This is a genomic window from Blastococcus sp. SYSU D01042 (assembly GCF_054050515.1).
In genome coordinates this window covers 194,269-215,063 of the sequence record NZ_JBJGZM010000004.1, presented here as the reverse complement: position 1 = coordinate 215,063, position 20,795 = coordinate 194,269, and the positions used below count along the sequence as shown (strand labels likewise).

Annotated in this window: 18 protein-coding genes; 11 read left to right on the top strand and 7 right to left on the bottom strand. The window is 75.7% G+C overall.

The features are described 5' to 3' along the window. Positions 1-21: 21 nt before the first annotated feature. Positions 22-453: a hypothetical protein gene (locus ACI79H_RS09945; protein WP_456554214.1), complete on the bottom strand. Its 432-nt coding sequence runs from the start codon at positions 451-453 to the stop codon at positions 22-24. After that, on the bottom strand, positions 450-698 hold the full coding sequence (locus ACI79H_RS09940) for a hypothetical protein (RefSeq protein WP_456554213.1): 249 nt from the start codon (positions 696-698) through the stop codon (positions 450-452). The genes ACI79H_RS09945 and ACI79H_RS09940 overlap by 4 nt, the downstream gene beginning before the upstream one ends. Positions 699-828: 130 nt before the next feature. On the opposite strand from ACI79H_RS09940, the gene ACI79H_RS09935 reads away from it, so the two are divergent. Together ACI79H_RS09935 and ACI79H_RS09930 are read left to right on the top strand one after the other, a co-directional pair. Then, complete coding sequence (locus ACI79H_RS09935) at positions 829-1,026, top strand: hypothetical protein (RefSeq protein ID WP_456554212.1); 198 nt, start codon at positions 829-831, stop codon at positions 1,024-1,026. Positions 1,027-1,073: 47 nt separating this feature from the next. Continuing rightward, complete coding sequence (locus tag ACI79H_RS09930) at positions 1,074-3,842, top strand: glycoside hydrolase family 2 TIM barrel-domain containing protein (protein ID WP_456554211.1); 2,769 nt, start codon at positions 1,074-1,076, stop codon at positions 3,840-3,842. Between the two features lie 4 nt (positions 3,843-3,846). Here the strand turns inward: ACI79H_RS09930 and ACI79H_RS09925 are convergent, their stop codons facing one another. Further along, positions 3,847-6,228, bottom strand: a complete 2,382-nt coding sequence (locus ACI79H_RS09925; protein ID WP_456554210.1) for a xanthine dehydrogenase family protein molybdopterin-binding subunit — start codon at positions 6,226-6,228, stop codon at positions 3,847-3,849. Positions 6,229-6,364: 136 nt separating this feature from the next. On the opposite strand from ACI79H_RS09925, the gene ACI79H_RS09920 reads away from it, so the two are divergent. Both ACI79H_RS09920 and ACI79H_RS09915 read left to right on the top strand, forming a co-directional pair. Beyond that, entirely contained in the window at positions 6,365-6,862 is a 498-nt protein-coding gene (locus ACI79H_RS09920; protein WP_456554209.1) for a (2Fe-2S)-binding protein, read from the top strand. Beyond that, positions 6,859-7,674, top strand: a complete 816-nt coding sequence (locus ACI79H_RS09915; RefSeq protein WP_456554208.1) for an FAD binding domain-containing protein — start codon at positions 6,859-6,861, stop codon at positions 7,672-7,674. Before ACI79H_RS09920 ends, ACI79H_RS09915 begins: the two co-directional genes overlap by 4 nt. Before the next feature lie 7 nt (positions 7,675-7,681). Here the strand turns inward: ACI79H_RS09915 and ACI79H_RS09910 are convergent, their stop codons facing one another. Next, positions 7,682-8,332: a GntR family transcriptional regulator gene (locus ACI79H_RS09910; RefSeq protein WP_456554207.1), complete on the bottom strand. Its 651-nt coding sequence runs from the start codon at positions 8,330-8,332 to the stop codon at positions 7,682-7,684. Between the two features lie 173 nt (positions 8,333-8,505). Between ACI79H_RS09910 and ACI79H_RS09905 the strand changes: the two genes are divergently transcribed. The 7 genes from ACI79H_RS09905 to ACI79H_RS09875 all read left to right on the top strand — a co-directional run bounded on the left by ACI79H_RS09905 (position 8,506) and on the right by ACI79H_RS09875 (position 15,910). Continuing rightward, positions 8,506-9,249, top strand: a complete 744-nt coding sequence (locus ACI79H_RS09905) for an alpha/beta fold hydrolase (protein WP_456554206.1) — start codon at positions 8,506-8,508, stop codon at positions 9,247-9,249. Between the two features lie 74 nt (positions 9,250-9,323). After that, on the top strand, positions 9,324-10,010 hold the full coding sequence (locus ACI79H_RS09900) for a trimeric intracellular cation channel family protein (RefSeq protein WP_456554205.1): 687 nt from the start codon (positions 9,324-9,326) through the stop codon (positions 10,008-10,010). Further along, the gene (locus ACI79H_RS09895; protein WP_456554204.1) at positions 10,007-10,405 is read left to right on the top strand and encodes a nuclear transport factor 2 family protein; all 399 of its coding nucleotides are present in this window, start codon (positions 10,007-10,009) and stop codon (positions 10,403-10,405) included. Before ACI79H_RS09900 ends, ACI79H_RS09895 begins: the two co-directional genes overlap by 4 nt. Then, positions 10,402-11,958 (top strand): acetyl-CoA acetyltransferase, encoded by a 1,557-nt coding sequence (locus ACI79H_RS09890; protein WP_456554203.1) that lies wholly within the window; start codon positions 10,402-10,404, stop codon positions 11,956-11,958. Before ACI79H_RS09895 ends, ACI79H_RS09890 begins: the two co-directional genes overlap by 4 nt. 29 nt (positions 11,959-11,987) lie before the next feature. After that, positions 11,988-12,917 carry an NAD-dependent epimerase/dehydratase family protein gene (locus tag ACI79H_RS09885; protein ID WP_456554202.1) on the top strand — a complete coding sequence of 310 codons (930 nt, stop codon included), beginning with the start codon at positions 11,988-11,990 and terminating at the stop codon, positions 12,915-12,917. Positions 12,918-13,024: 107 nt separating this feature from the next. Further along, positions 13,025-14,332: an MFS transporter gene (locus tag ACI79H_RS09880; RefSeq protein WP_456554201.1), complete on the top strand. Its 1,308-nt coding sequence runs from the start codon at positions 13,025-13,027 to the stop codon at positions 14,330-14,332. A 12-nt stretch (positions 14,333-14,344) separates the two neighbouring features. Next, positions 14,345-15,910, top strand: coding sequence for a PP2C family protein-serine/threonine phosphatase (locus tag ACI79H_RS09875; protein WP_456554200.1), 1,566 nt, complete (start codon positions 14,345-14,347; stop codon positions 15,908-15,910). Positions 15,911-15,932: 22 nt separating this feature from the next. Here the strand turns inward: ACI79H_RS09875 and ACI79H_RS09870 are convergent, their stop codons facing one another. The 3 genes from ACI79H_RS09870 to ACI79H_RS09860 form a co-directional block, all read right to left on the bottom strand. Then, entirely contained in the window at positions 15,933-18,005 is a 2,073-nt protein-coding gene (locus tag ACI79H_RS09870) for an adenylate/guanylate cyclase domain-containing protein (RefSeq protein ID WP_456554199.1), read from the bottom strand. 111 nt (positions 18,006-18,116) lie between these two features. Then, positions 18,117-19,091 (bottom strand): zinc-binding dehydrogenase, encoded by a 975-nt coding sequence (locus tag ACI79H_RS09865; protein ID WP_456554198.1) that lies wholly within the window; start codon positions 19,089-19,091, stop codon positions 18,117-18,119. A gap of 63 nt (positions 19,092-19,154) precedes the next feature. Beyond that, a complete protein-coding gene (locus ACI79H_RS09860) occupies positions 19,155-20,795 on the bottom strand; it encodes an FAD-dependent monooxygenase (protein ID WP_456554197.1) in 1,641 nt (546 codons plus the stop codon).

The following is a 20,795-nucleotide window of genomic DNA, read 5'->3' as shown; positions in this document are numbered from 1 at the left end:
ACCCCGGCACATGGCGCCCGCCTAGCTGCGGCGGCGGGCCAGGAGCAGGCCGACCGCCCCGACCGCGGCCCCGGCCAGCAGCAGCCGGCGGCCGCGGGCGGCGGCGATCACCACGACGGCGGCGCCGGGGCGGACCCGCCGGGTGCCCAGGAGCAGACCCCCGGCCGGCGAGTCGACCCCGGCGCCGGCCACGGCCACCGGGCGCGTGGGGGAGGAGAGGTGCGCGGTGATGCCGGCCCGGGCCAGCCTCTCGGCCAGCCCACGCAGGTCGCGGCGGCCGGGCGCCACGCCGCTGCGGGCGGTCGCCGCCTCGCGGACCCGGGCCACGAAGGCGCCGACGTCCTCGGTGACGATCCGGACGTCGGCGCCGTCGGCGTGCACCTCCACGCCCACCCCGTCCACCTCCAGCGAGAGCTCGCCGGAGAGGTTCAGCGGAGCGCGCGGACCGGTCATCCCCGGCTGGCGTTCTCGGCGGTCGTGATCCGCAGCGTGCCGTTGAGCTTCCAGGTCGCGCGGGGGGCGTCCGCCCCGGTCTCCCGGGGGACCTCGACGGTCATGTCGACGAACTCGTAGTTGATGGCCGCGCCCTTGCCCGTGAGGTAGGCCCACATCTCCTTGCCGAGGTCGGCGAAGCTCGTCGTCTCGTGGTTCTTGATGTCGCGGGAGCCGGTGGCGGCGTCTGCGTCGGTCATGCTCATGGCAGCGATCTCCTCGGGCGTCGGGGATGGCCGTCGGCGGTCCGACGACATGGGTCGTGCGCTACCCGGTGGCGCGAGCGCGAACCGGTGCGGGCGCATCCGGGCCGGAGCCCGGTGACGAAGACGGGGCATGGACGCCCTCCGCACGCTTGCAGCCCCCGACGCACTGCTCGGGGAGTTCGCCCTGGCCCGGTCGGACCTGTCGGCGGCCCTCGCCGTCCTGCGCCGGAAGGACACGCCCGCGGCGCGCCGCGAGGTCGCGGAGTGCCGGGCGCGCATCGACCGGATCCTCGACACGTGGAACGCCGGCGTGCGGATACCGCTGTAGCGCCGCCTCCGTGCCGGCAGGGCACCTCCGGTGGATACCGTCCCGCCATGACGCATCCCGGCACGGTGTTCCCCGCGCGCAGCTGGACCCGTCCGGAGGCGGTGGCCCTCAACCGGCTGCCGATGACGACCTTCCTCCGCGAGGGCGCCGACGTGCTGCCGCTGGACGGGCCGTGGTCGTTCACCCTGCTGGACCGCCCCGGCGGCGGCGTCCGCCACGAGGCAACCGTGGAGGTGCCCGGGTGCTGGACGATGCAGGACGTCGGCGACCCGCCGCAGTACACCAACATCCAGATGCCCTTCCCCGGCCCGCCGCCGCAGGTCCCGGTGGCGAACCCGACCGGGGTCTACCGGCGGCGGGTGGACGTGCCGGCGGACTGGCAGGGGTCGCGGGTCGTGCTGCACGTGGGCGGCGCGGACTCCGTGCTGTACGTCGCGGTCGACGGCGTGGCGGTGGGCATGGGCACCGACTCCCGGCTGGGCCAGGAGTTCGACCTCACCGACGTCGTCACCCCCGGCCGGCCGGCCGAGCTGGTGCTCACCGTCGTCCGGTGGTCGGCGGCGAGCTACCTGGAGGACCAGGACCACTGGTACCACGCCGGGCTGCACCGCTCCGTGCTGCTCTACCGCACCCCGCAGGTCCACCTCTCCGACGTCCGCGCCGTCGCCGACCTCGACCCCGCGACCGGCGCCGGCCGGCTCACCGTGCACGCCACGACCGGCGAGGCGCGCAGCGACGGCGCCCAGATCCGGGTGCACCTGGACGGGGCGCCGGTCGGGCAGGCCCCGGCCCGCTGGGAGCACCGGACCGACGTCGTGGTCAATGCCTACCGGTTCACCGGCCGCGGGGCGACGGTGTCCGCCGACGTCGGTGAGGTGGCGGCGTGGTCGGCCGAGCACCCGCACCTGCACGACCTCCGGGTCGAGCTGGTGGACGCCGACGGTGGCCTGCTGGACGCCGTGCGCCTGCGCGTCGGCTTCCGCCGGGTGGAGGTGCGCGGTCACGAGCTGCTGGTCAACGGGAAGGCCGTGCTGATCAAGGGCGTCAACCGGCACGACCACGACCCGCGCACCGGCAAGACCGTCAGCCGGGAGTCGATGCGCCGGGACGTCGAGCTGATGAAGGCGCACAACCTCAACGCGGTGCGGACCTCGCACTACCCGAACGACCCCTACCTCTACGACGTCTGCGACGAGCTCGGCATGTACGTCGTCGACGAGGCGAACCTCGAGACGCACGCGTGGATGCGCTCCCTGCTGACGTCGAGCGAGTGGGGCCCGGCGGTCCTGGAGCGGGTCTCGCGCATGGCGCTGCGCGACAAGAACCACCCGAGCGTCGTCATGTGGTCGCTGGGCAACGAGAGCGGCTGGGCGCCGATCCTGGACGCCGCCGCCGCATGGCTGCGGGCCTACGACCCCACGCGTCCGGTGCACTACGAGAACGGCTACCTCGACGGCGCGCTCACGGCCGGGCTGACCCCGCCGCAGTCCTGGCGCACCCCGCGCCGGGAGACCGATGTCGTCCCGCCCATGTACCCCTCGGTCGAGGACCTGGAGGAGTGGGCGACGGCCGCGCTGCCCGAGCGGCCGCTGGTCATGTGCGAGTACGCGCACGCGATGAACAACTCCGGCGGCGACCTGGACCGGTACTGGGCGGCGATCCGGCAGCATCCCGGACTCCAGGGCGGCTTCGTCTGGGACTGGGTCGACCAGGCGCTGGTCCAGCGGCTGCCCGACGGCACCGAGCGGCTGGCCTACGGCGGTGACTTCGGCGACGAGCCGCACGACGGGCCCTTCTGCCTCAACGGCGTGGTCGCCGCCGACCGCACCCCGCACCCGTCCCTGCTCGAGCTCGCGCACGTGCTGCAGCCGGTGCGCTTCGCGTGGACCGGGGGAGGGGGAGTCCGGCTCACGAACGAGCACGACTTCACCGATCTGGCCGACGTCGCGGACGTCGACTGGGCGGTCTCCGTCGACGGCGAGGAGATCGCGTCCGGCACGCTCGGCCGCATCCCGCTCGCCCCCGGTGCGACGGCGGAGGTCCGGGTGCCCGTGCCGCCGCTCCGGCTGCACGGCCGCCAGGTCGCCCACCTCGGGCTCCGGGTCGGGGAGGTCGCGTCGTGGCAGGTGGAGATGGCCCGCTCGGAGGACGCCGCGCTGCCCGGGCCGCCGTCGCGGGTGAGCCTGCCGACCCGGCTCGCGCTGTGGCGGGCGCCGATCGACAACGAGACCTTCGGGCCGCGGCACGCCGCGCGGTGGGAGGAGCTGGGGCTGCCCACGGCGCACGAGCGCATCGAGCTGCGCACGCAGACCGAGGGTGACCGGATCACCCACGAGGTGACCGTCCCCGACGGGTGGGACGACATCCCGCGCGTCGGGGTCCGGCTCGAGCTGCCGCCCGAGGTCGTGGCGGTCGACTGGCTGGGCCGGGGGCCGCACGAGAACTACAGCGACCGCCGGGCCGGGACGACGGTCGGGCGCTGGCGGACGGCGGTCGACGACTGGCCGGTGCCCTACGTGCACCCGCAGGCCAGCGGCAACCGGACCGGCGTGCGCTGGTTGCGCTTCCTGGACGCCGACGGCGCGGTCGTGCTCACCGTCGACGGGCTCGACGACCTCGACGTCACCGTGAGCCGCTGGACCGACGAGGAGCTGGCCGCGGCCGGTCACCTCGAGGACCTGCCGGCGCGGGACCACGCCTACCTGTGGATCGACGCCCGGCACCGGGGCGTCGGCACCGGTGCGGTCGGGCCCGACGTCAGCGCACCGCACCGCATCGGGCCGGGCACCTACCGCTGGAGCTACCGGCTGCGCTGACCGGTCAGCCCGCGCCGCCGACCCGCTGCAGCTCCCGCCAGATGCGCATCGGGGTGGTGGGCATGTCGACGTGCCGGACGCCGAGGTGGGACACGGCGTCGACGACGGCGTTGTGCACCGCCGGGGTGGCGCCGATGGTCCCCGCCTCGCCGATGCCCTTGGCGCCGAGCGGGTTGTAGCTGGTCGGCGTCTCGCTGGGCACCAGCTCGAACGAGGGCAGCTCGGTGGCCGAGACGATCGGGTAGTCGGCGAAGGTCGACGTCGTCGGGTTGCCGTCGGGGTCGTAGAGGACCTCCTCCAGCAGCGCCTGCGCCGCGCCCTGGGCCAGCCCGCCGTGGCGCTGGCCCTCGGCGAGCAGCGGGTTGATGATCACCCCGGCGTCGTCGAGCGCGACCAGCCGCACGAGGTCGGCCTTGCCCGACTCGACGTCCACCTCGACGACGGCGACGTGGGCGCCGAACGGGTAGGTGGCGCCCGGTGCGGTGAAGACGCTGCGGACGAACAGCCGCTCCTGCTCGGCGAGCGCCGCGAAGGTGACGCCCGCGCCCGGGACGCCGGCGACGCGGAGGCCGGCGTTCTCCCTGTCGACCACCAGGTCGGCGGGGTCCACCTCCAGCGCCTCGGCGGCCCGCTGCCGGGCCAGCTCGACCAGCTCACCGGCGGCCTGCCGCACCGCCGAGCCGCCCTGCTGGAGGCTCCGCGAGCCGCCGGTGCCGCCACCCTCGGGCACGAGGTCGGTGTCGCCCCACCGGACGGTGATCCGCTCGACCGGGATGCCCAGCTCCTCGCTGGCCAGCATCGCCCACGCCGTCGCGTGGCCCTGGCCGTGCGGCGAGGTGCCGGTGAGGATGGTCGCCGAGCCGTCCGGGTGGACCTCGATCGTCGCGTTCTCGTGCGGGTCCCCGGCCTCCGAGCCCGCTCCGGTGATCTCCACGTACACCGACAACCCGATGCCCAGCTGGCGGACGTCGCCCCGCTGGCGCCGGGCCGCCTGCTCCGCGCGCAGCTCCGCGTAGCCGGCCGCCTCGAGCACCGCATCCAGGGCGGCCGGGTAGTCGCCGGAGTCGTAGAGCGCGCCGCCCTTGCTCATCCACGGCTCGGTGAAGGGGGCCACCAGGTTCCTCCGCCGCACCTCGGCGGGGTCCATCCCGATCTCGGCCGCGAACAGGTCCACGGCCCGCTCGATCGCCGCCGTCGCCTCCGGCCGGCCCGCCCCGCGGTAGGCGCCGATCGGCGTCGTGTTGGTGACCACGCTCTCGAACGAGGTCTCGAGCACCGGGATGTCGTAGACGCCCGGCGCCATCAGCAGGGTCAGCGAGGGCAGCAGCGCGCCCATCTTCGGGTAGGCGCCGCTGTCCTGGAGGACGTGCAGCCGGTAGGCCCGGATCCGGCCGTCCCGGTCCCCGCCGATGGTGACCGTCTGCACCTGACCCCGCCCGTGGGTCATCGCGACCATGTTCTCCGAGCGCGTCTCCACCCAGGTGGCCGGCCGGCCGACGGCGCGGGCGGCCAGCGCGACCACGACGTGCTCCGGGTCGGCGCCGAACTTCGCGCCGAACGCCCCGCCGACGTCCGGGGTGATCAGCCGCAGGTCGGGGTCCTTCAGACCCAGCATCCGGCGCGCCGCGCGCTTGCTGCCCTGCGCACCCTGGTTGGGCATCCACAGCGTGAGGCGGCCGTCCTCGCCCCAGGCGGCCGCAGCGGCGCGCACCTCCAGCGGCGCCACCGCCACGCGCTGGTTGAGCACCCGCTGCGAGACCACGACCTCGCAGTCGGCGAAGGCGTCCGCGGCCGCGGCGGCACCGTCGTCGGTGGCCCCCTCGGCGGCGTCGAGGTCCTCTCCCGGGGCGGCGGCCACGGCGGCCGCCGGCCGGGCGAAGCAGACGTTGGTGCCGGCCTCCGGGAAGAGCAGGACGTCGCCGGCCAGCGCCTCCTCGGGGTCGACGACGGCAGGCAGCGGGTCGTAGTCGACCGACACCAGCTCCGCGGCGTCCTCGCCCTGGTAGGCCTCCTCGGTGAGGACGACGGCGACCGGTTCGCCGACGAAGCGCACGACGTCGCGGGCCAGCAGCGGCTGCACCATGGGCTTCGGGTACATCGGCATGGCCGGCCGCTGCTCCGGCGCGTCGAGGTCGTCGGCGGTGAGGACGGCGACCACGCCCGGCATCCCGGCGGCCCCCGACGTGTCGATCGACGTGATGCGGGCGTGCGCCACCGGCGAGCGCACGAACGTCACGTGCACCGCGCCGGCCAGCCGCTCGTCGACCAGGTCGTCGGTGTACACCGCGCCGGTGGTCAGGAAGCCGGGGTCCTCGCTGCGCAGCACCCGCGTGCCCAGGATGCTGCCGCCGGGCAGCGCGTCGCTCGTCGTGCCCGTGATCGCCATGACCGGAACGTGGCACCCATCGTGCCGAGGTGCAAGGCAGGACACGCGGGACGGCTCCGGCACGGGGGTGTCCCGTGGTGTGGGCAGCCCGCACGGTGTAGACCTCGATCACCACCGTCAGGCAGAGGGGCGTCCCATGCAGGTCTCCATCACCGTCAACGGTGAGCAGCGCACCGACGACGTCGAGCCCCGGCTGCTGCTCGCGCACTACCTGCGGGAGGTGTGCGGGCTGAAGGCGACCAACATCGGCTGCGACACGACCTCCTGCGGGGCGTGCACGGTCGCGGTCGACGGGCTCACCGTCAAGAGCTGCACGGTGCTGGCCGTCCAGACCGACGCTGCGCAGGTGACCACGCTGGAGGGGCTGGCCGGTCCCGATGGCGAGCTGCACCCGGTGCAGGCGGCCTTCCGCGCCGAGCACGGGCTCCAGTGCGGGTTCTGCACGCCCGGCATGGTCATGGCGGCGATCGGCGTCCTGGCCGGCAACCCCGAGCCGAGCGACCGCGAGGTCCGTGAGGGGCTGGAGGGCAACCTCTGCCGGTGCACCGGCTACCACAACATCGTCCGGGCGGTGCAGGTCGCGGCCCAGGCCGGGCCGGCGGCGGGCCGGCTGCCGCGGGGGACCGACGCGTGATCCCCGCGCCGTTCGACTACCTGCGGGCCCGCTCCGTGGACGAGGCGCTGGCCGCGCTCACCGAGCACGGCGAGGACGCCAAGCTGCTGGCCGGCGGGCACTCGCTGCTGCCCATCATGAAGCTGCGGCTGGCCGTGCCCGCCGTGCTCGTCGACATCAGCGGCATCCCGGAGCTGTCCTACGTGCGCGTGGAGGGCGACCAGGTGGCCATCGGCGCCGGTACCCGGCACTTCGAGCTCGAGCGCAACGAGGTGGCCCGCGCCGAGGTGCCGCTGCTGCCGCACGTGGCCGGCCGGGTCGGCGACCCGCAGGTCCGCCACCGCGGCACGCTCGGTGGGACGACGGCGCACAGCGACCCCGCCTCCGACTTGCCCACCGCGCTGCTCGCGCTGGGCGGCACGGTCGTCCTGCAGGGACCCGGCGGGCGGCGCGAGGTGCCGGTGACGGAGTTCTGGACCGGCTTCTTCGAGACGGCGATGCAGCCGGACGAGATGGTCGTGGAGCTGCGGGTACCGCGCACCGGGAGCACGGGGTGGGGGTACGAGAAGTTCACCCGCCGGGAGAACGACTGGCCGATCGTGGCGGCCGCCGCTGTGGACGGGCGGGTCGCGCTGGCCAACATGGCCGGGACGGTGCTCCGCGCGACCGCGACCGAGGAGGCGCTGGCGCGCGGCGCCTCGATCGCCGAGGCCGCGGCGCTCGCCGACGAGGGGACGTCGCCGGGAGCGGACATGCACGCCGACGCCGAGTACCGCCGCCACCTCGCCCGGCTGCTCACCCGGCGCGCGCTGGAGAAGGCCGCCGCCGGCTGAGGCGGCGTCAGACCCCGTCGCTCGGGAGGCTGTGCCAGGTGTCGTAGGCGACGGCGGCCGCGCCGTCGACGTCGCCGGCGGCGCACAGCCGGATCAGCTCCTCGTGCTGCCGGACCGAGTCCCGGCCGGTGAGGGAGGCGAAGCGCAACCGCTCGGCCCGGCGCACCGTGGGCGTGAACTGCTCGAGCACCGTCTCCAGCGCGCGGTTGCCGGCCAGGCGCACGAGCACGCCGTGCAGCTCGTCGTCGGCCCGGACCGCGGCCTCGACGTCGCCGGAGCCGAGCGCCGCGGCGAACCGGGTGTTCGCCTCGCGCATCGCCGCCAGGTCCTCGTCGACCAGGGACGCGACCGCCTCCCGGACGGCGAGCTCGTGCATGGCGGCGACGACGTCGCGGGCGTCCCGCACCCCGCGGGCGTCGAGCGTGCTCACGACCGTCGACCGGCCCGGCCGGGACAGGACGAGACCGCCCTGGGCCAGGCGCAGCAGGGCCTCGCGGACGGGGGTCCGGCTCACCCCGAGCCACGCCGCGAGCTCGAGGTCCTTGAGCTGCTCCCCGGGGGCGAACGTCCCGTCCACGATCGCGTCCCTCAGCCGGCGGTAGACGTCGTCGCGGAGCAGACCGCGGTCGAGCCCGGGAGCCGTCGGTGGGATGGGCACGGGACGGCCTCCTGGGTCGGGTGGGTCAGCGGAACGAGGAAGGACGGTTCAGGATCTCCGGACCGGTATGCCTGGATGCAATATATCGCACATCGGATCCGTTGCAGCCGAGCGGCAGCGATGCCCACCCCGACGGGCGATGCGGATCGCCCGCTGACCGAGAGGAAGAACCGATGACCAGCAGCACGCAAGCGCCCCGCACGGACACGCCCACCGTCGTGCTCGTGCACGGGGCCTTCGCCGACTCGTCGAGCTGGAACGGCGTGATCACCCGGCTCCGGGCCGAGGGCTATCCGGTGATCGGGGTGGCCAACCCGCTCCGGTCCCTGGCCGGCGACGCCGCCTACCTGCGCGACGTCCTGGACGGCGTGGACGGGCCGATCGTCCTGGCGGGCCACTCGTACGGCGGCAGCGTCCTGAGCGAGGCGGCCGCCGGCCACCCGCGGGTCCGGGCGCTGGTCTTCGTGGCCAGCTTCCTGCTGGACGAGGGGGAGAGCACCGGCGAGCTGGCCGGGAAGTACCCGGGCAACGAGCTGGGGACGGCGCTGGAGCCGGTGCCCGTCCGCGGCGCCGACGGGCAGATGGCGGACGACCTGTACATCGACCAGGAGAAGTTCGGGCCGATCTTCGCCGCCGACGTCCCGGCCGACGTCGCCGCGCTGATGGCCGTCACGCAGCGGCCCATCACCGGCGACGCCCTCGCGGACAAGGCGACGCGGGCGGCGTGGAGGACCATCCCCTCCTGGACGCTCGTCACGCTGCAGGACCTGGCCGTCCCGGCCGAGGCCCAGCGGTTCATGGCCCAGCGGGCGTCGTCGCAGGCCGTCGAGGTGGACGCCTCGCACGCCGTCACCGTGTCGCAGCCCGAGGCGGTCGCGCGGCTGATCGACGAGGCCGCCCGCGCGACGGCCGGCTGACCGGACACCGTCCGCCGGACGGCTCCGCCCCGGTACCGGGGCGGAGCCGCCCGGCCCCCCCGGCGGGAGGACCCGTGCAGATCCTCGACCTGGTCGGCGTCTTCGCCTTCGCGGTCTCCGGCGCGCTGATGGCGGTCCGCCGCGACTTCGACGTCGTGGGGATCGCCGTCCTCGCGGTCGTGACCGCGCTGGGTGGGGGCATCCTCCGCGACCTGGTGCTCGGCGACACACCGCCACCGGCGTTCACCCGGTGGCCCTACCTGGTGGTGGCCCTGACCGCGGCCGTGCTGACCGCCGTCGCGCACCGCGGCTTCACCCGGCTGGAGCGGCCGCTGCTCGTCTTCGACGCCGCCGGCCTGGGCCTGTTCTGCGTGGCCGGCACGGAGAAGGCGCTCGAGGCCGGTCTCGCACCCGTCGCGGCCGCCCTGCTCGGGGTCACGACGGCCGTCGGCGGCGGGGTGCTGCGCGACGTCATCGCACGCGAGCCGCCGGCGCTGGTCCGCCCCGACTCCGAGCTCTACGCGCTCCCGGCGGTGGCCGGCGCCCTGGTGTTCGGGGTCGCCTGGACGATCGACGTCCGCGGGCCGGCGGTCGGGGCCGTCGTCGCGGGGCTGGTCTTCGTCGTGCGGGTCCTCGCCCTGCGCCGGCACTGGCACGGCCCGCTGGCACGGGGCCGTGCACCGCGGAGCCGGCCCGGCGGGCAGGATCCGTCCCGGGGGCGCGCGCCCGCGCCTGCCGGGGACGACGAGGAGGCTCCGTGATCGACGACGTGATCGCCCGCTGGCACCGGTTCGTGCGAGGCGAGCTGCCCGGTGGGCTGGACGACCTGCTCGCCGAGGACGTCGTCTTCCACTCGCCGGTGGTCTTCACGCCGCAGCGCGGCAAGGCCGTCACGACGCTGTACCTGCAGGGCGCCGCGCAGGTGCTCGGCGGCGGGGGGGAGGCGTTCACCTACACGAAGCAGGTCCTCTCCGGGGACACGGCGGTGCTCGAGTTCGAGACGAGCGTCGACGGCAAGCACGTCAACGGCGTCGACATCATCCGGTGCGACGACGACGGCCGGATCGTCGAGTTCCGGGTCATGATCCGCCCGCTGCAGGCGATCCAGGCCGTGCACGAGCAGATGGGCCGGCTGCTGGCCGGCGAGCAGCGATGACCCCCGGCGGGCTCGACCCGCGGACCCCGGTGCTGGTCGGCGTGGGGCAGTCCTCCGAGCGGATCGACGCCCCGGGCTACCGCGGCCTGTCCCCGGTCGACCTGGCCGCCGAGGCCGCGCGCGAGGCGCTCGCCGACACCGGGGTGGCACCCGGCGCCGTCGCCGCGGCCGTGGACACGGTCGCCGGCGTGCGGCAGTTCGAGATCTCCTCGCCCGGGGCGCGGGCCCCGCTGGGCAGGTCGGACAACTACCCCCGCTCGGTCGCGGGCCGGATCGGCGCCGCACCGCGCCGCGCCGTCCTGGAGGTGGTCGGCGGCCAGTCTCCGCAGCACCTCGTCACCGAGTTCGCAGCCACGATCGCCGCCGGTGGCGCCGACGTCGTCCTCCTGTTCGGCTCGGAGGCGATCTCCACGGCCCGGCACCTCGCCGGAGCGGAGGGCCGCCCCGACTTCACCGAGCACGTCGAGGGCGACCTGGAGGACCGCGGCTACGCGCTCGACGGGTTGTTCCCGCCGCACGCGGCCGACCACGGGATCACCGGTGCGCCCGAGATGTACGCGCTGTACGAGAACGCGCGCCGGGCGCGCCTCGGCGTCCCGCGGGGGGAGTACGCCCGGGCGATGGGGGAGCTGTTCGCCCCGTTCACCCGGGTGGCCGCGGGCAACCCGCACGCCGCGGCGCCGGTGGAGCGGGACGCCGTCGAACTGGTCACCCCCACCCCGGCGAACCGGCCGATCGCCGATCCCTACCCCCGCTACCTGGTCTCCCGGGACCAGGTGAACCAGGGGGCGGCGGTGCTGCTCATGTCGGTGGCGGCCGCGCAACGGCTCGGCGTCGCGCGGGAGCGTTGGGTGTTCCTGCACGGGCACGCCGACCTGCGCGAGCGGGACCCGCTGGACCGCGCCGACCTCGGCAGCAGCCCGGCCTCGGTGCTCGCCGCGCAGCACGCGCTGGAGGTGGCCGGCGTGCACCTCGACGAGGTCGCGACCTTCGACCTGTACAGCTGCTTCCCGGTGGCGGTCAGCAACGTCGCCGACGGCCTCGGGCTGTCGGCCGACGACCCGAGGGGTCTCACCCTCACCGGCGGGCTGCCCTTCTTCGGCGGTGCCGGGAACAACTACTCCATGCACGCCATCGCCGAGACGGTGCAGCGGGCGCGCACGGCGCCGGGCAGCTACGGGTTCGTCGGCGCCAACGGCGGGATGCTCAGCAAGTACTCGGCCGGGCTCTACTCGACGACGCCGGCCGGGTGGCGGCCCGACCGCAGCCGCGAGCTGCAGGCGCAGGTCGACGCCTGGCCGGCCCCGCCGCAGGCCGAGCGGGCCGACGGTGCGGCGACGATCGAGACGTTCACGGTGAAGCACGGCCGCGCGGGGGAGCGGACCGGCATCGTCGTCGGCCGGCTCGCCGACGACGGCCGGCGGTTCCTCGCCCGGACCGACGACGGGGACGACGAGCTGCTCGACCTGCTGTCGGCCGGGGACCCGATCGGGCAGTCCGTGCGCGTCCGGGCGACCGACCGCGGCAACCGGGTGGGCGCCGGAGGGGCGTGACCGGGCGTCGGGCTGGCAGGGTGACCCCTGTGACCGACTCCACTCCTCTCGTCGTCGTGACCGGTGCCAACGGCCTCGTGGGCAGCGCGGTGTGCCGTGCCCTCGCCGACCGCTCGGCGCGGGTGCGCGCCGTCGTCCGCCGTGCCGGTACCGCCCCCGTGCTCGAGGGGGTGACCGAGGTCGTCGGCGACTTCGCCGACGAGCAGGTCGCCCGGGAGGTGACCCGGGGTGCGGACGCCGTCGTCACGACGGTGCACCCGATGGGCTCCTCCCGGGAGGTGCAGCACCGGGTGGGCGTCGAGGGCACCTCCGTCATGGCCCGCGCGGCGCGGGACGCCGGGGTGGCCCGGCTGGTGCACGTCTCCACCGCGGCGGTCTACGACCGTTCGCCGGGGCTCGGCGACGTCGCGGAGGACGGCGCCCTGGCGCCCGAGGGCAGCGGCGACTACCCCGACACGAAGAACGCCACCGACGCCGCGCTCGCGCAGGTCGGCGGCCTGACGACCGTGCTGGTCCGCCCGCCTGCGATCCTGGGCGCGAGCGACACCTCGGTGTGGAACACCCTGCGGCCGAAGGCGGTGGCCGCCGGTGCGCGGGCGCGCCGGGCGAACCCGGCGCAGAGCTGGAGCTGGGTGCACGTCGAGGACCTCGCGGCCCTGATCGCCGACGTCGCCACGGGCGCGATCGCCACGGCCGACGACCCCGAGCAGGGCCCGGTGGCCGGGAGCACGACCGCGGTCATCGTGGCCGGCGAGCCGGCGACGTGGCGGGACTACCTCGGCACGGTGACCGGCGCGCTGGGCGTCGAGCCCGAGTGGACCGACGAGCCGGTCTGGACCGGGCGGCTCCGCGCCGACCGCGCGCAGCGGTGGGGGTGGGCGCCGCGCGTCGGCCTCGGCAAGGCGCTCGACGAGCTCCGGGCCGGGCTGGCGTCGGGCGCCGGGCGAGAGGAGTCGTGAGCGCGGACGCCCATGCCCGGCAGGGCGCGCCCGCTGCGGTGCAGCCGCCGGTATCGCCCGAGGTACCGGTGCCCGCGGTCCCGGTCCCCGGCGGGACCGTCCCCCCGGTGCCGGCGGAGCCCCTGGCACCGCTCGGCGCGATGGCGGTCCTGCGGACCGGCAGCTTCCTGGTCCTCTACCTCAACTCCGCCGCCGTCTTCCTGGGCGTCATGGCGCAGGCGATCGCCCGCGGCTGGCTGGCCTTCGAGCTGACCGGGTCCAACGCCGCGCTCGGCGGGATCCTCCTGGCGTTCGGGGTGGCCCTCCTCCTGGCCACGCCGTGGGGCGGGGTGGCCGCCGACCGGTTGCCCAAGCGGCTGGTGCTCCAGCTCTCGGTGCTCCTGCTGGCCGTGTCGAGCGCCGGGATCGGGCTGGCCGTCGTCCTCGACGTCATCGCCTACTGGATGCTGCTCGCCGCCAGCGTGCTGCAGGCCGTGGGCTTCGCGCTGTTCGGGCCGGGCCGGATGGCGTTCCTCGCCGAGCTGGTGCCGCGCGGGTCGATGCCCCAGGCCGTCTCGCTGCTGCTGGTCAACGCCGAGGTGAACCGGGTGGTCGGGCCCGCGCTGGCCGGCGTGGTGATCGGGGCGGTGACCTGGGGCATCGAGGCGATCTTCCTGTTCAGCGCCGTGCTGGCGGTCGCGGGGCTGGTCCTCACCGCCGCCCTCCCGCCCGGGCGGCCGGGGGAGCCCTCGGGCCGGTCCCCGCTCGGCGAGCTGGCCGACGGCGTGCGCTACGTCGGCGGGCACGCCCAGCTGAACGCCCTCGTGTGGTGCGGCGTCGGCGTCACGATGCTCGGGATGCCGTACCTGGCCTTCATGCCCACGGTCGCGAGCGACCTCTTCGGGCTGGGCTCGGCCGGCTACGGCGTCCTGTCGGCGACGTCGGCGGTCGGCGGGGTCGCGGCCGGCCTGTTCCTGGGGCGGCGCGGCGAGTGGGTCCGGCGGAGGCGGGTCTTCGTGGGAGCCGGCCTCCTGTTCGGCCTGGCCATCTGCTCGCTGGCGGTCGCGCCCGAGGCCTGGGTCGCGGTGGTCGTGCTGCTCGCCGTCGGCGCGGCCATGCTCGCCTTCCAGACCAGCAACCAGTCCCAGCTCCTCGCCCTGACCGACCCGGAGTACCAGGGGCGGGTGCAGGGCCTGGTCATGCTCAGCTTCGGCGCCTTCGGCATCGCCGCGCTCCCGCTGGGCCTGCTCGCCGACCAGGTCGGCCTGCGCTGGACGCTCGGCGGGATGGGCGCCGGGGTGGTCGCCGTCGTCGCCGTGTACGCGCTCGCCGGCAGGCGCCGCCACCGTCCGCGGCTCGCTCCTCGCGACCGGCCGTCCGGGGCCGGGGGCGACGGGCCCTCGCGGACACGACCGCGGCGGTACCGGGAGCGGTAGCCTCCGTCCGCCATGATCCGCACCCCTCGCCGGCTCGGCGCCCTCGTCGCGGTGGGCGTGCTCGTGGTCACGACCGTGCTGGCGTGGGCGGCCTGGCGGGTGGAGACCAGCGCCGCCAGGGAGCTGCTGGACCGGCAGGTGGAGCAGGCGGCGACGGTGCTGGAGACCGGCGTGTCCGTGCTCCGGGTGCAGCTGGACGACGCCGGTCAGCTCGCCGTGGCCACCGATGCCGCCGCGGAGCCGTTCCAGCGCTTCGCTGCGGCACGGACCGGCCCGGACGGCCCGTTCGCGTCCCTGTCCCTCCTGCGGGTCGGCGACGGGCCGGCCGAGCTGCTGGCGACCGGGGGCGCGGAACCACGGCTGCCCGAAGGCGGTCTGGCGTCGCCCTTCTTCGCCGGGGTCGCCCCGGACGGGCGGTTGAGGGTGGCCGGGATCCTGCCCGGGGAACCCGCTCGGCTGGCGTTCGCGCTGGCCACGGGAGACGGCAGGTCGGAACTCGTGGTCTACGCGGAGACGGTCGTGCAGCCGGACCCGCAGCCCAGCCCGCCGGACGACCGAGCCTTCGGAGGGCTGGGCTTCGCGGTGTACCTGGGCGGGACCGTCGCGAGCGACCGCCTGCTCCTGTCCACCACGCCGGCGCCGATCGGCGGGGACACCGAGACCGCCGCCGTACCGTTCGGCGACACGGTCCTCACCGTCGTCGGCGCCGCACCCCGGTCGCTGACCAGCGGGCTCTCCACGGCGCTGCCGTGGCTGGTGCTCGCTTCCGGCGGCGTGCTGGCACTGGCGAGCGGCGTCGGCGTGGCGACCCTGTCGCGGAGACGAGCGGTCGCCGAGCGCCTGGCCGTGGACAACGACCGGCTGTACCAGCAGCAGCGGAGCATCGCCGGCAGCCTGCAGAAGGCGCTGCTGCCCGCCGTGCCCGCCCTGGACGGTCTCGAGGTCGCCGCGCGCTACGTCGCGGGCGTCGACGAGCTCGACGTCGGCGGTGACTGGTTCGACGTGATCCCGCGGGCGCCCGGCTGCTGCGTCTTCGTCGTCGGCGACGTCTCGGGCCGTGGGCTGCCGGCGGCGACCACGATGGCCGCGCTGCGGTTCGCCGTGCGCGCCTACCTGTCCGAGGGCGAGGACATCGCGGCGGTGGTGGTGAACCTGCAGCGGCTGCTGCACGTGGACACGGACCACCAGTTCGCCACCGTGCTGATCGGGGAGCTCGACGCGCCGGCCGGCCGGCTCCGGCTGGTCTCCGCCGGGCACTTCCCGCCGCTGCTCGTCACTGCCGGCCAGGCGACCTGGCTGGACTGCCGGGTGGGGACGCCGGTCGGTGTCGAATCCCCGGTCCCGCCGGCGGTCAGCGAGGTGCAGCTCCCGGTGCGGGGCACGCTGCTGGCCTTCACCGACGGGCTGGTGGAGCGTCGCCGTGAGGTGATCGACACGGGACTGGACCGGCTGCGCGACGCCGCGACCGCGGCCGACGGGGAACCGCTCGACGAGTACGTCGGCGAGCTCGTGCAGGCGCTGACGGCCGACGGTGGGAAGGACGACACGGTCCTCGTCGCGCTGCGGTGGAGCAGGTAGCACCCGTCGGACGTGCCGTCCGTCAGCCGGTCAGCCCGCGGAGCAGCCACGAGGGCACCGGCTCCCGCTTGCCCTTGACCGGCACCGGATCCCGGGCCTCCACGACCGCGCGCCCGCCGAGCGCGTCGGCCGTCCGCTGTCCCACGACGACCTCGCCCGGTCCGGCGAGGCCCTGGAGCCGGGACGCCAGGTTGGTCGTGTCGCCGATGGCGGTGAAGGTGCGCATCTGCTCGGCCCCGATGTTGCCGACCAGCGCGGGCCCGGTGTTGACGCCGACGCCGAAGCGCGGCCAGTCGGGCCGGCCGGCGGTCGCCGTCCTGACTGCGTCCTGCAGGTCCAGCGCGGCCCGGGCGGCCCGCACCGCGTGGTCGGGCTGCCGCGCCGGCGCCCCGAACAGCGCCATGACCTCGTCGCCGACGAACTGCACGACCGTGCCCCCGGCGGCGAGGATCACCGGCACGACGACGCCGTAGGAGGTGTTCAGCATCCCGACGACCTCGTGCGGCGGGTGCTGCTCCGCGAAGGAGGTGAAGCCGCGCAGATCGGCCATGAGGACGGTCACCTCGGCGGTCCGGCCGCCCAGCCCCGCGGCGTCCGGGTCCGCGATGAGCGACGTGGCGACCGCCGGGGACATGTAGGACCGGAACAGGCCGTCGAGCTGGTGGTAGAGCCGCGCGTTCTCCAGCGCGATCGCCGCCTGCCCGGCGAAGGACGCCAGCAGCGCGCGGTCGCCCTCGGGGAATGCGCCGCGCGACCGCCGGGCGCGCAGCACCCCGGCCGCCCGCTCCTTGACGGCGAGCGGCAGCGCCAGGTCGGCGCCGTCGGGCGAGAGGACCGTCTCCAGCCGGTCCGCCGCCTCGACCGAGCGCCGGCGGCCCTCCGACGTCGTCGCGCACGCGTCGTCCAGGGCGACCAGCTGCCCGTCGCGCAGCAGCTCCAGCCAGATGTCGTCGGCGGCGAACGCGCGCCGGGTGTGCGCCTGCACCCGTTCCAGCAGGTCGGCCTCCTCGCGGATGACCCGGGCCTCCCGGCCGACGTCGGTGAGGGCGGCCAGCCGTCGGGCCTGCTCGCGCTCGTGGCGGAGCGCCTCGGCGCTGCGCTCGAGCACGGCCAGCTGCTGCTCGGTGACGTCGAAGCGCTCGGCCAGCCGCGCGGTGACCGCCCCCAGGGGTCGTTCGCTGCCCGCACCGCCGGACTCCCGCTCGTGCAGGGCCTCGACCACGGCCTCCAGCGCCGAGCTGTAGTCCCGCCGGAGGTCGGCCACGGTCCCGTCCAGCGCGACCGCGTCGAACAGGCCGCCGCCGGAGCCCTCGCGCCGGAACTGCACCCAGGCGCTGTAGGCGATGAAGCCGAACGCCGCGGTCATCAGCAGGTGCCACTCCCACCAGGACAGCTGCCAGTTGCGGCCGAAGACGACCGCGACCGAGGCCTCGGCGAGCAGGGCGAAGGCGGTGAGCACCGACAGCAGGACCACCCGGGGCCGGCGCCGGTAGACGCGCAGGTAGAGCCCGGCCGCGGCCAGGTACAGCGCCGGCGTCACGACTCCGAAGAGCACCTGCGTGGCCGCGGCGTCCGGGCGCTCGACCAGCGCGTCCACGGCGGGCAGCGAGGTCGCCGACAGCACCGCGAACGCCGCGACCAGCACCCACGGCAGGGCGGCCAGCTCCCGCCGCCGCCGGACGAGCCGCTCCGCGCCGGCGGGGGAGAACTCGACCGCCGAGACCACCGCCACGACCCCGCCCAGCAGCAGGCCGACCGGTGTCGCGGCGGTGAAGGCAGGCGTGGGGGCGTCGACCAGCACGGCCGGCGTCGCCAGCGCGTGCAGGCCGAGGAAGGCCGCGGTCACCTGGAAGACGAGGGCCACCAGCAGCAGCCGGGCGTCGCCGCGGCGCCGGGCCGCACCCCCGACCAGCGACCCCAGCACCACCGCGAGGCCCGCGGTCCCGGCCACCAGGCCGAAGTGGCCCGAGTGGTGCTCCCAGTGCAGGTCCGTGGCCGGGCGGGCGAGGAACAGCCACAAGCCCAGCAGCGGGAGGGCGAGGTGCAGCACCCAGACGGCGACGCGGGCGCCGCCGTTCGATCGGACGCGCGGCACCGACCCTGGCGGGGCGTCGATCCGGGATGTGCCGTCCACTGGTCGTCCTCCGCGCGCGACCGTACCCAGCGGAGGGCGTGCGGGACACCGGTCCGCGAGCGTCGCGCCGGGTCAGGTCATGTCGACGGCGATCTTCAGCTGCCCGGGGCGAGGGGAGAGGGCGGCGGAGAAGGCAGCCTGCACGTCGGCGACCGGGTGCACGTGGCTCACGTAGCCCTCCCGCAGCTCGGGGTGCTCGGCCAGGTAGGCGCCGGCGTCGGCGAGGACCCGGCGGCGCTCGAGGGCCACGCCCGAGCGCAGGGTCAGGTTCTTGCGCAGGAACGTCATCATGTCGAACGGGTAGATCGGGTCGTCGGGCACGCCGAAGTAGAAGACCTGACCGCCGAAGCGGACGGCGTCCAGCGCCGGCTGGAGCGTGGAGATCTGGTGTCCCACCGCCTCCACGACCACCGACGGCCGGTCGGCGTCGGAGATGCGGCTCGCCCACCGCTCGGCGCGCGCGGTCACGACCTCCTCCACGCCGAAGACCTGCGCGACGTCGGCGCGGTCCACCGGGTCGACGCCGGTCACCCGGGAGGCGCCGCGGGCCTTCAGCACGTGGCTGAACAGCAGGCCGATGGGACCCTGGCCGATCACCGCGGCCGCCTTGCCCGTGACGTCGCCGAGCTGCTCGACGGCGTAGAGCACGCAGGCCAGCGGCTGCAGCATCACGGCGGTCGTGGCCGGCAGTCCCGTGTCGTAGCCGGCCAGGCCGTCGCCGTCGGTGACCACCAGCTCGGAGATGCCGTCGAACATCGAGGCCCACCCGACGACGAGGTCACCGGGGGAGTGGTCGGGGTGCCGGCTGGCGACGACCTCCCCGACGATCTCGTGCAGCGGGAAGCCCGGGGCCCGCGTGGCGCCCCAGCCGTCCTCGGCGGCCGGGTGGGGCCACAGCCCGCCCCGGAAGTTGGGCAGGTCGCTGCCGCAGATGGCACCGGCGCGGGTCGCCAGCAGCACGTGCCGGGGCGCCAGGGCGGCCGGGTCGGGGGCGGGGACCTCGACCTGCTCGAACCGGAACGGTCCGCTGAGCGCCTGCGACCACATCGATGAGCTCCGTCCTGCCGGGTGCCGGCACCTGCGCGGCGTCCCCGGACCGTGCCACACCTCTCACGCCGTCGCAGGGATTCCGGTGCGGACGGCGAGGGCGCCGGTCAGGTGGGCGGCGAGGGTGCGCGGGTCGGACGTCGCCGCGAGCAGCCCGACGTAGCCGTCGGGCCGGACGAGCGCCATGCCGGCCGGGCCGGTGCCGTAGCGCCGGGCGATCGCGCCGTCGACGTCGACGAGGGCGTCCACGGGCGCCCCGGCGGCGCTGCGGGTGACCGGCACGACGGTGCCCAGGGTGCCGAGCACCGTGCGCAGCCGGTCCACCAGACCGGGATCGCTCGTCGTCGTCAGCAGCAGGTGCCCGGGCCGCCGCAGCAGGTCGCCGATCCAGGCTGCGCTGCCGTCGGGGCGGGTGAGCCCGGGGACGTCGGGCGCGTGGTCGCCGGGCCGCAGGTGCCCCCCGCGCGCGCCGGAGCCCTCGACCAGCGGGCTGCCCCGGTAGGCGATGCCGGTCTCGGACAGGGTGGCCACCAACCGGTCCCCGGCCGCGGGCACGTGGCCCAGGAGGAACAGCGCGGCGTCGCGGACGGCGGCCAGGGGGCCCGACGCGGTCATGGCGTTGGTCAGCCGGTCGGTCTGGCGGACGACGGCGGCCCCGACCGGGTGCCGCTCGGCGTGGTAGCTGTCGAGCAGCCGCGCGTCCGCCCGGCCGGTGCTGACGAGGGCCAGCTTCCAGGCCAGGTTGACGGCGTCCTGCATGCCGGTGTTCATGCCCTGGCCGGCGGCGGGGCTGTGGATGTGCGCCGCGTCCCCGGCGAGGAGCACCCGGCCGTGGCGGTACTGCGGCACCTGGCCGTGGTGCACCTCGAACCAGATGAGCCACCGCGGGTCGCCGAGCCGCCACCGGCCGCCGGTCCGCTCGTCGACGAGCCGCTGGGTCAGCTCGAGCGTCGGGGCCGGCCCCGGCCCGGGCGCCGCGACCTGCGCGACCACCCGGGTGCGCCCCTCGGGGAGCGGGAACACCCCGCAGATGCCGTCGGGGTGCACGAACATGCGGACCGTGTCGGCGGACGGCCCGGAGACGGCGGCGACGTCGGCGAAGAGGAAGTGCTGTCCCTGGAAGACGCCCTCGATGCGGGTCCCGACGGCCGACCGGACGCGGCTGTGGCCGCCGTCGGTGCCCACCACCCAGGCGTAGCGCTCCTCGGTGGTGCCGGCCGCCGAGGTGAGGGTGACGGTGACGCCGTCCTCGTCCTGGGTCAGGTCGTCCAGCACGACCCCGCGCTCGAGACGGATGCCGAGCGCGCCGGCGAGGTCGGTCAGGACCGCCTCGGTGCGCGGCTGGGCCAGATCCAGCATGGCGCGGTACCGGGAGTCCAGGTGCTCGGTGGTCGCCCGGACGCGTTGCACGGCGTCGCGGCCGGTGTGCAGCTCGAAGGCGCCGATGGCGACGGCCTCGGCCGCGACCCGGTCCAGCACCCCCATCGCGGCGAGGTGCTCCTGCGTGCGCACGTGCACCGTGACCGCGCGCGACTGGTCGGTCGGTGCGGTCGCGGCGTCGATCACCCGGACGCGGGCGCCCTGGCGCACCAGCTCGCAGGCCGCGGTGAGGCCGACGGGGCCGGCGCCGACGACCAGCACCGGGGGCCGCTCGCCGGTCGTCGCGTCGTCGCCCGTGCGCGCTGCGGGGATGGTCGGGGTCAT

What these genes read in the sequence shown, in the direction of transcription:
- ACI79H_RS09945 (WP_456554214.1), bottom strand. Translation starts at nt 453, where the DNA reads ATGACCGGTCCGCGCGCTCCGCTGAACCTCTCCGGCGAGCTCTCGCTG.
- ACI79H_RS09940 (WP_456554213.1), bottom strand. Translation starts at nt 698, where the DNA reads ATGAGCATGACCGACGCAGACGCCGCCACCGGCTCCCGCGACATCAAG.
- ACI79H_RS09935 (WP_456554212.1), top strand. Translation starts at nt 829, where the DNA reads ATGGACGCCCTCCGCACGCTTGCAGCCCCCGACGCACTGCTCGGGGAG.
- ACI79H_RS09930 (WP_456554211.1), top strand. Translation starts at nt 1,074, where the DNA reads ATGACGCATCCCGGCACGGTGTTCCCCGCGCGCAGCTGGACCCGTCCG.
- ACI79H_RS09925 (WP_456554210.1), bottom strand. Translation starts at nt 6,228, where the DNA reads ATGGCGATCACGGGCACGACGAGCGACGCGCTGCCCGGCGGCAGCATC.
- ACI79H_RS09920 (WP_456554209.1), top strand. Translation starts at nt 6,365, where the DNA reads ATGCAGGTCTCCATCACCGTCAACGGTGAGCAGCGCACCGACGACGTC.
- ACI79H_RS09905 (WP_456554206.1), top strand. Translation starts at nt 8,506, where the DNA reads ATGACCAGCAGCACGCAAGCGCCCCGCACGGACACGCCCACCGTCGTG.
- ACI79H_RS09890 (WP_456554203.1), top strand. Translation starts at nt 10,402, where the DNA reads ATGACCCCCGGCGGGCTCGACCCGCGGACCCCGGTGCTGGTCGGCGTG.
- ACI79H_RS09875 (WP_456554200.1), top strand. Translation starts at nt 14,345, where the DNA reads ATGATCCGCACCCCTCGCCGGCTCGGCGCCCTCGTCGCGGTGGGCGTG.
- ACI79H_RS09865 (WP_456554198.1), bottom strand. Translation starts at nt 19,091, where the DNA reads ATGTGGTCGCAGGCGCTCAGCGGACCGTTCCGGTTCGAGCAGGTCGAG.
- ACI79H_RS09860 (WP_456554197.1), bottom strand. Translation starts at nt 20,795, where the DNA reads ATGACCCCGACCATCCCCGCAGCGCGCACGGGCGACGACGCGACGACC.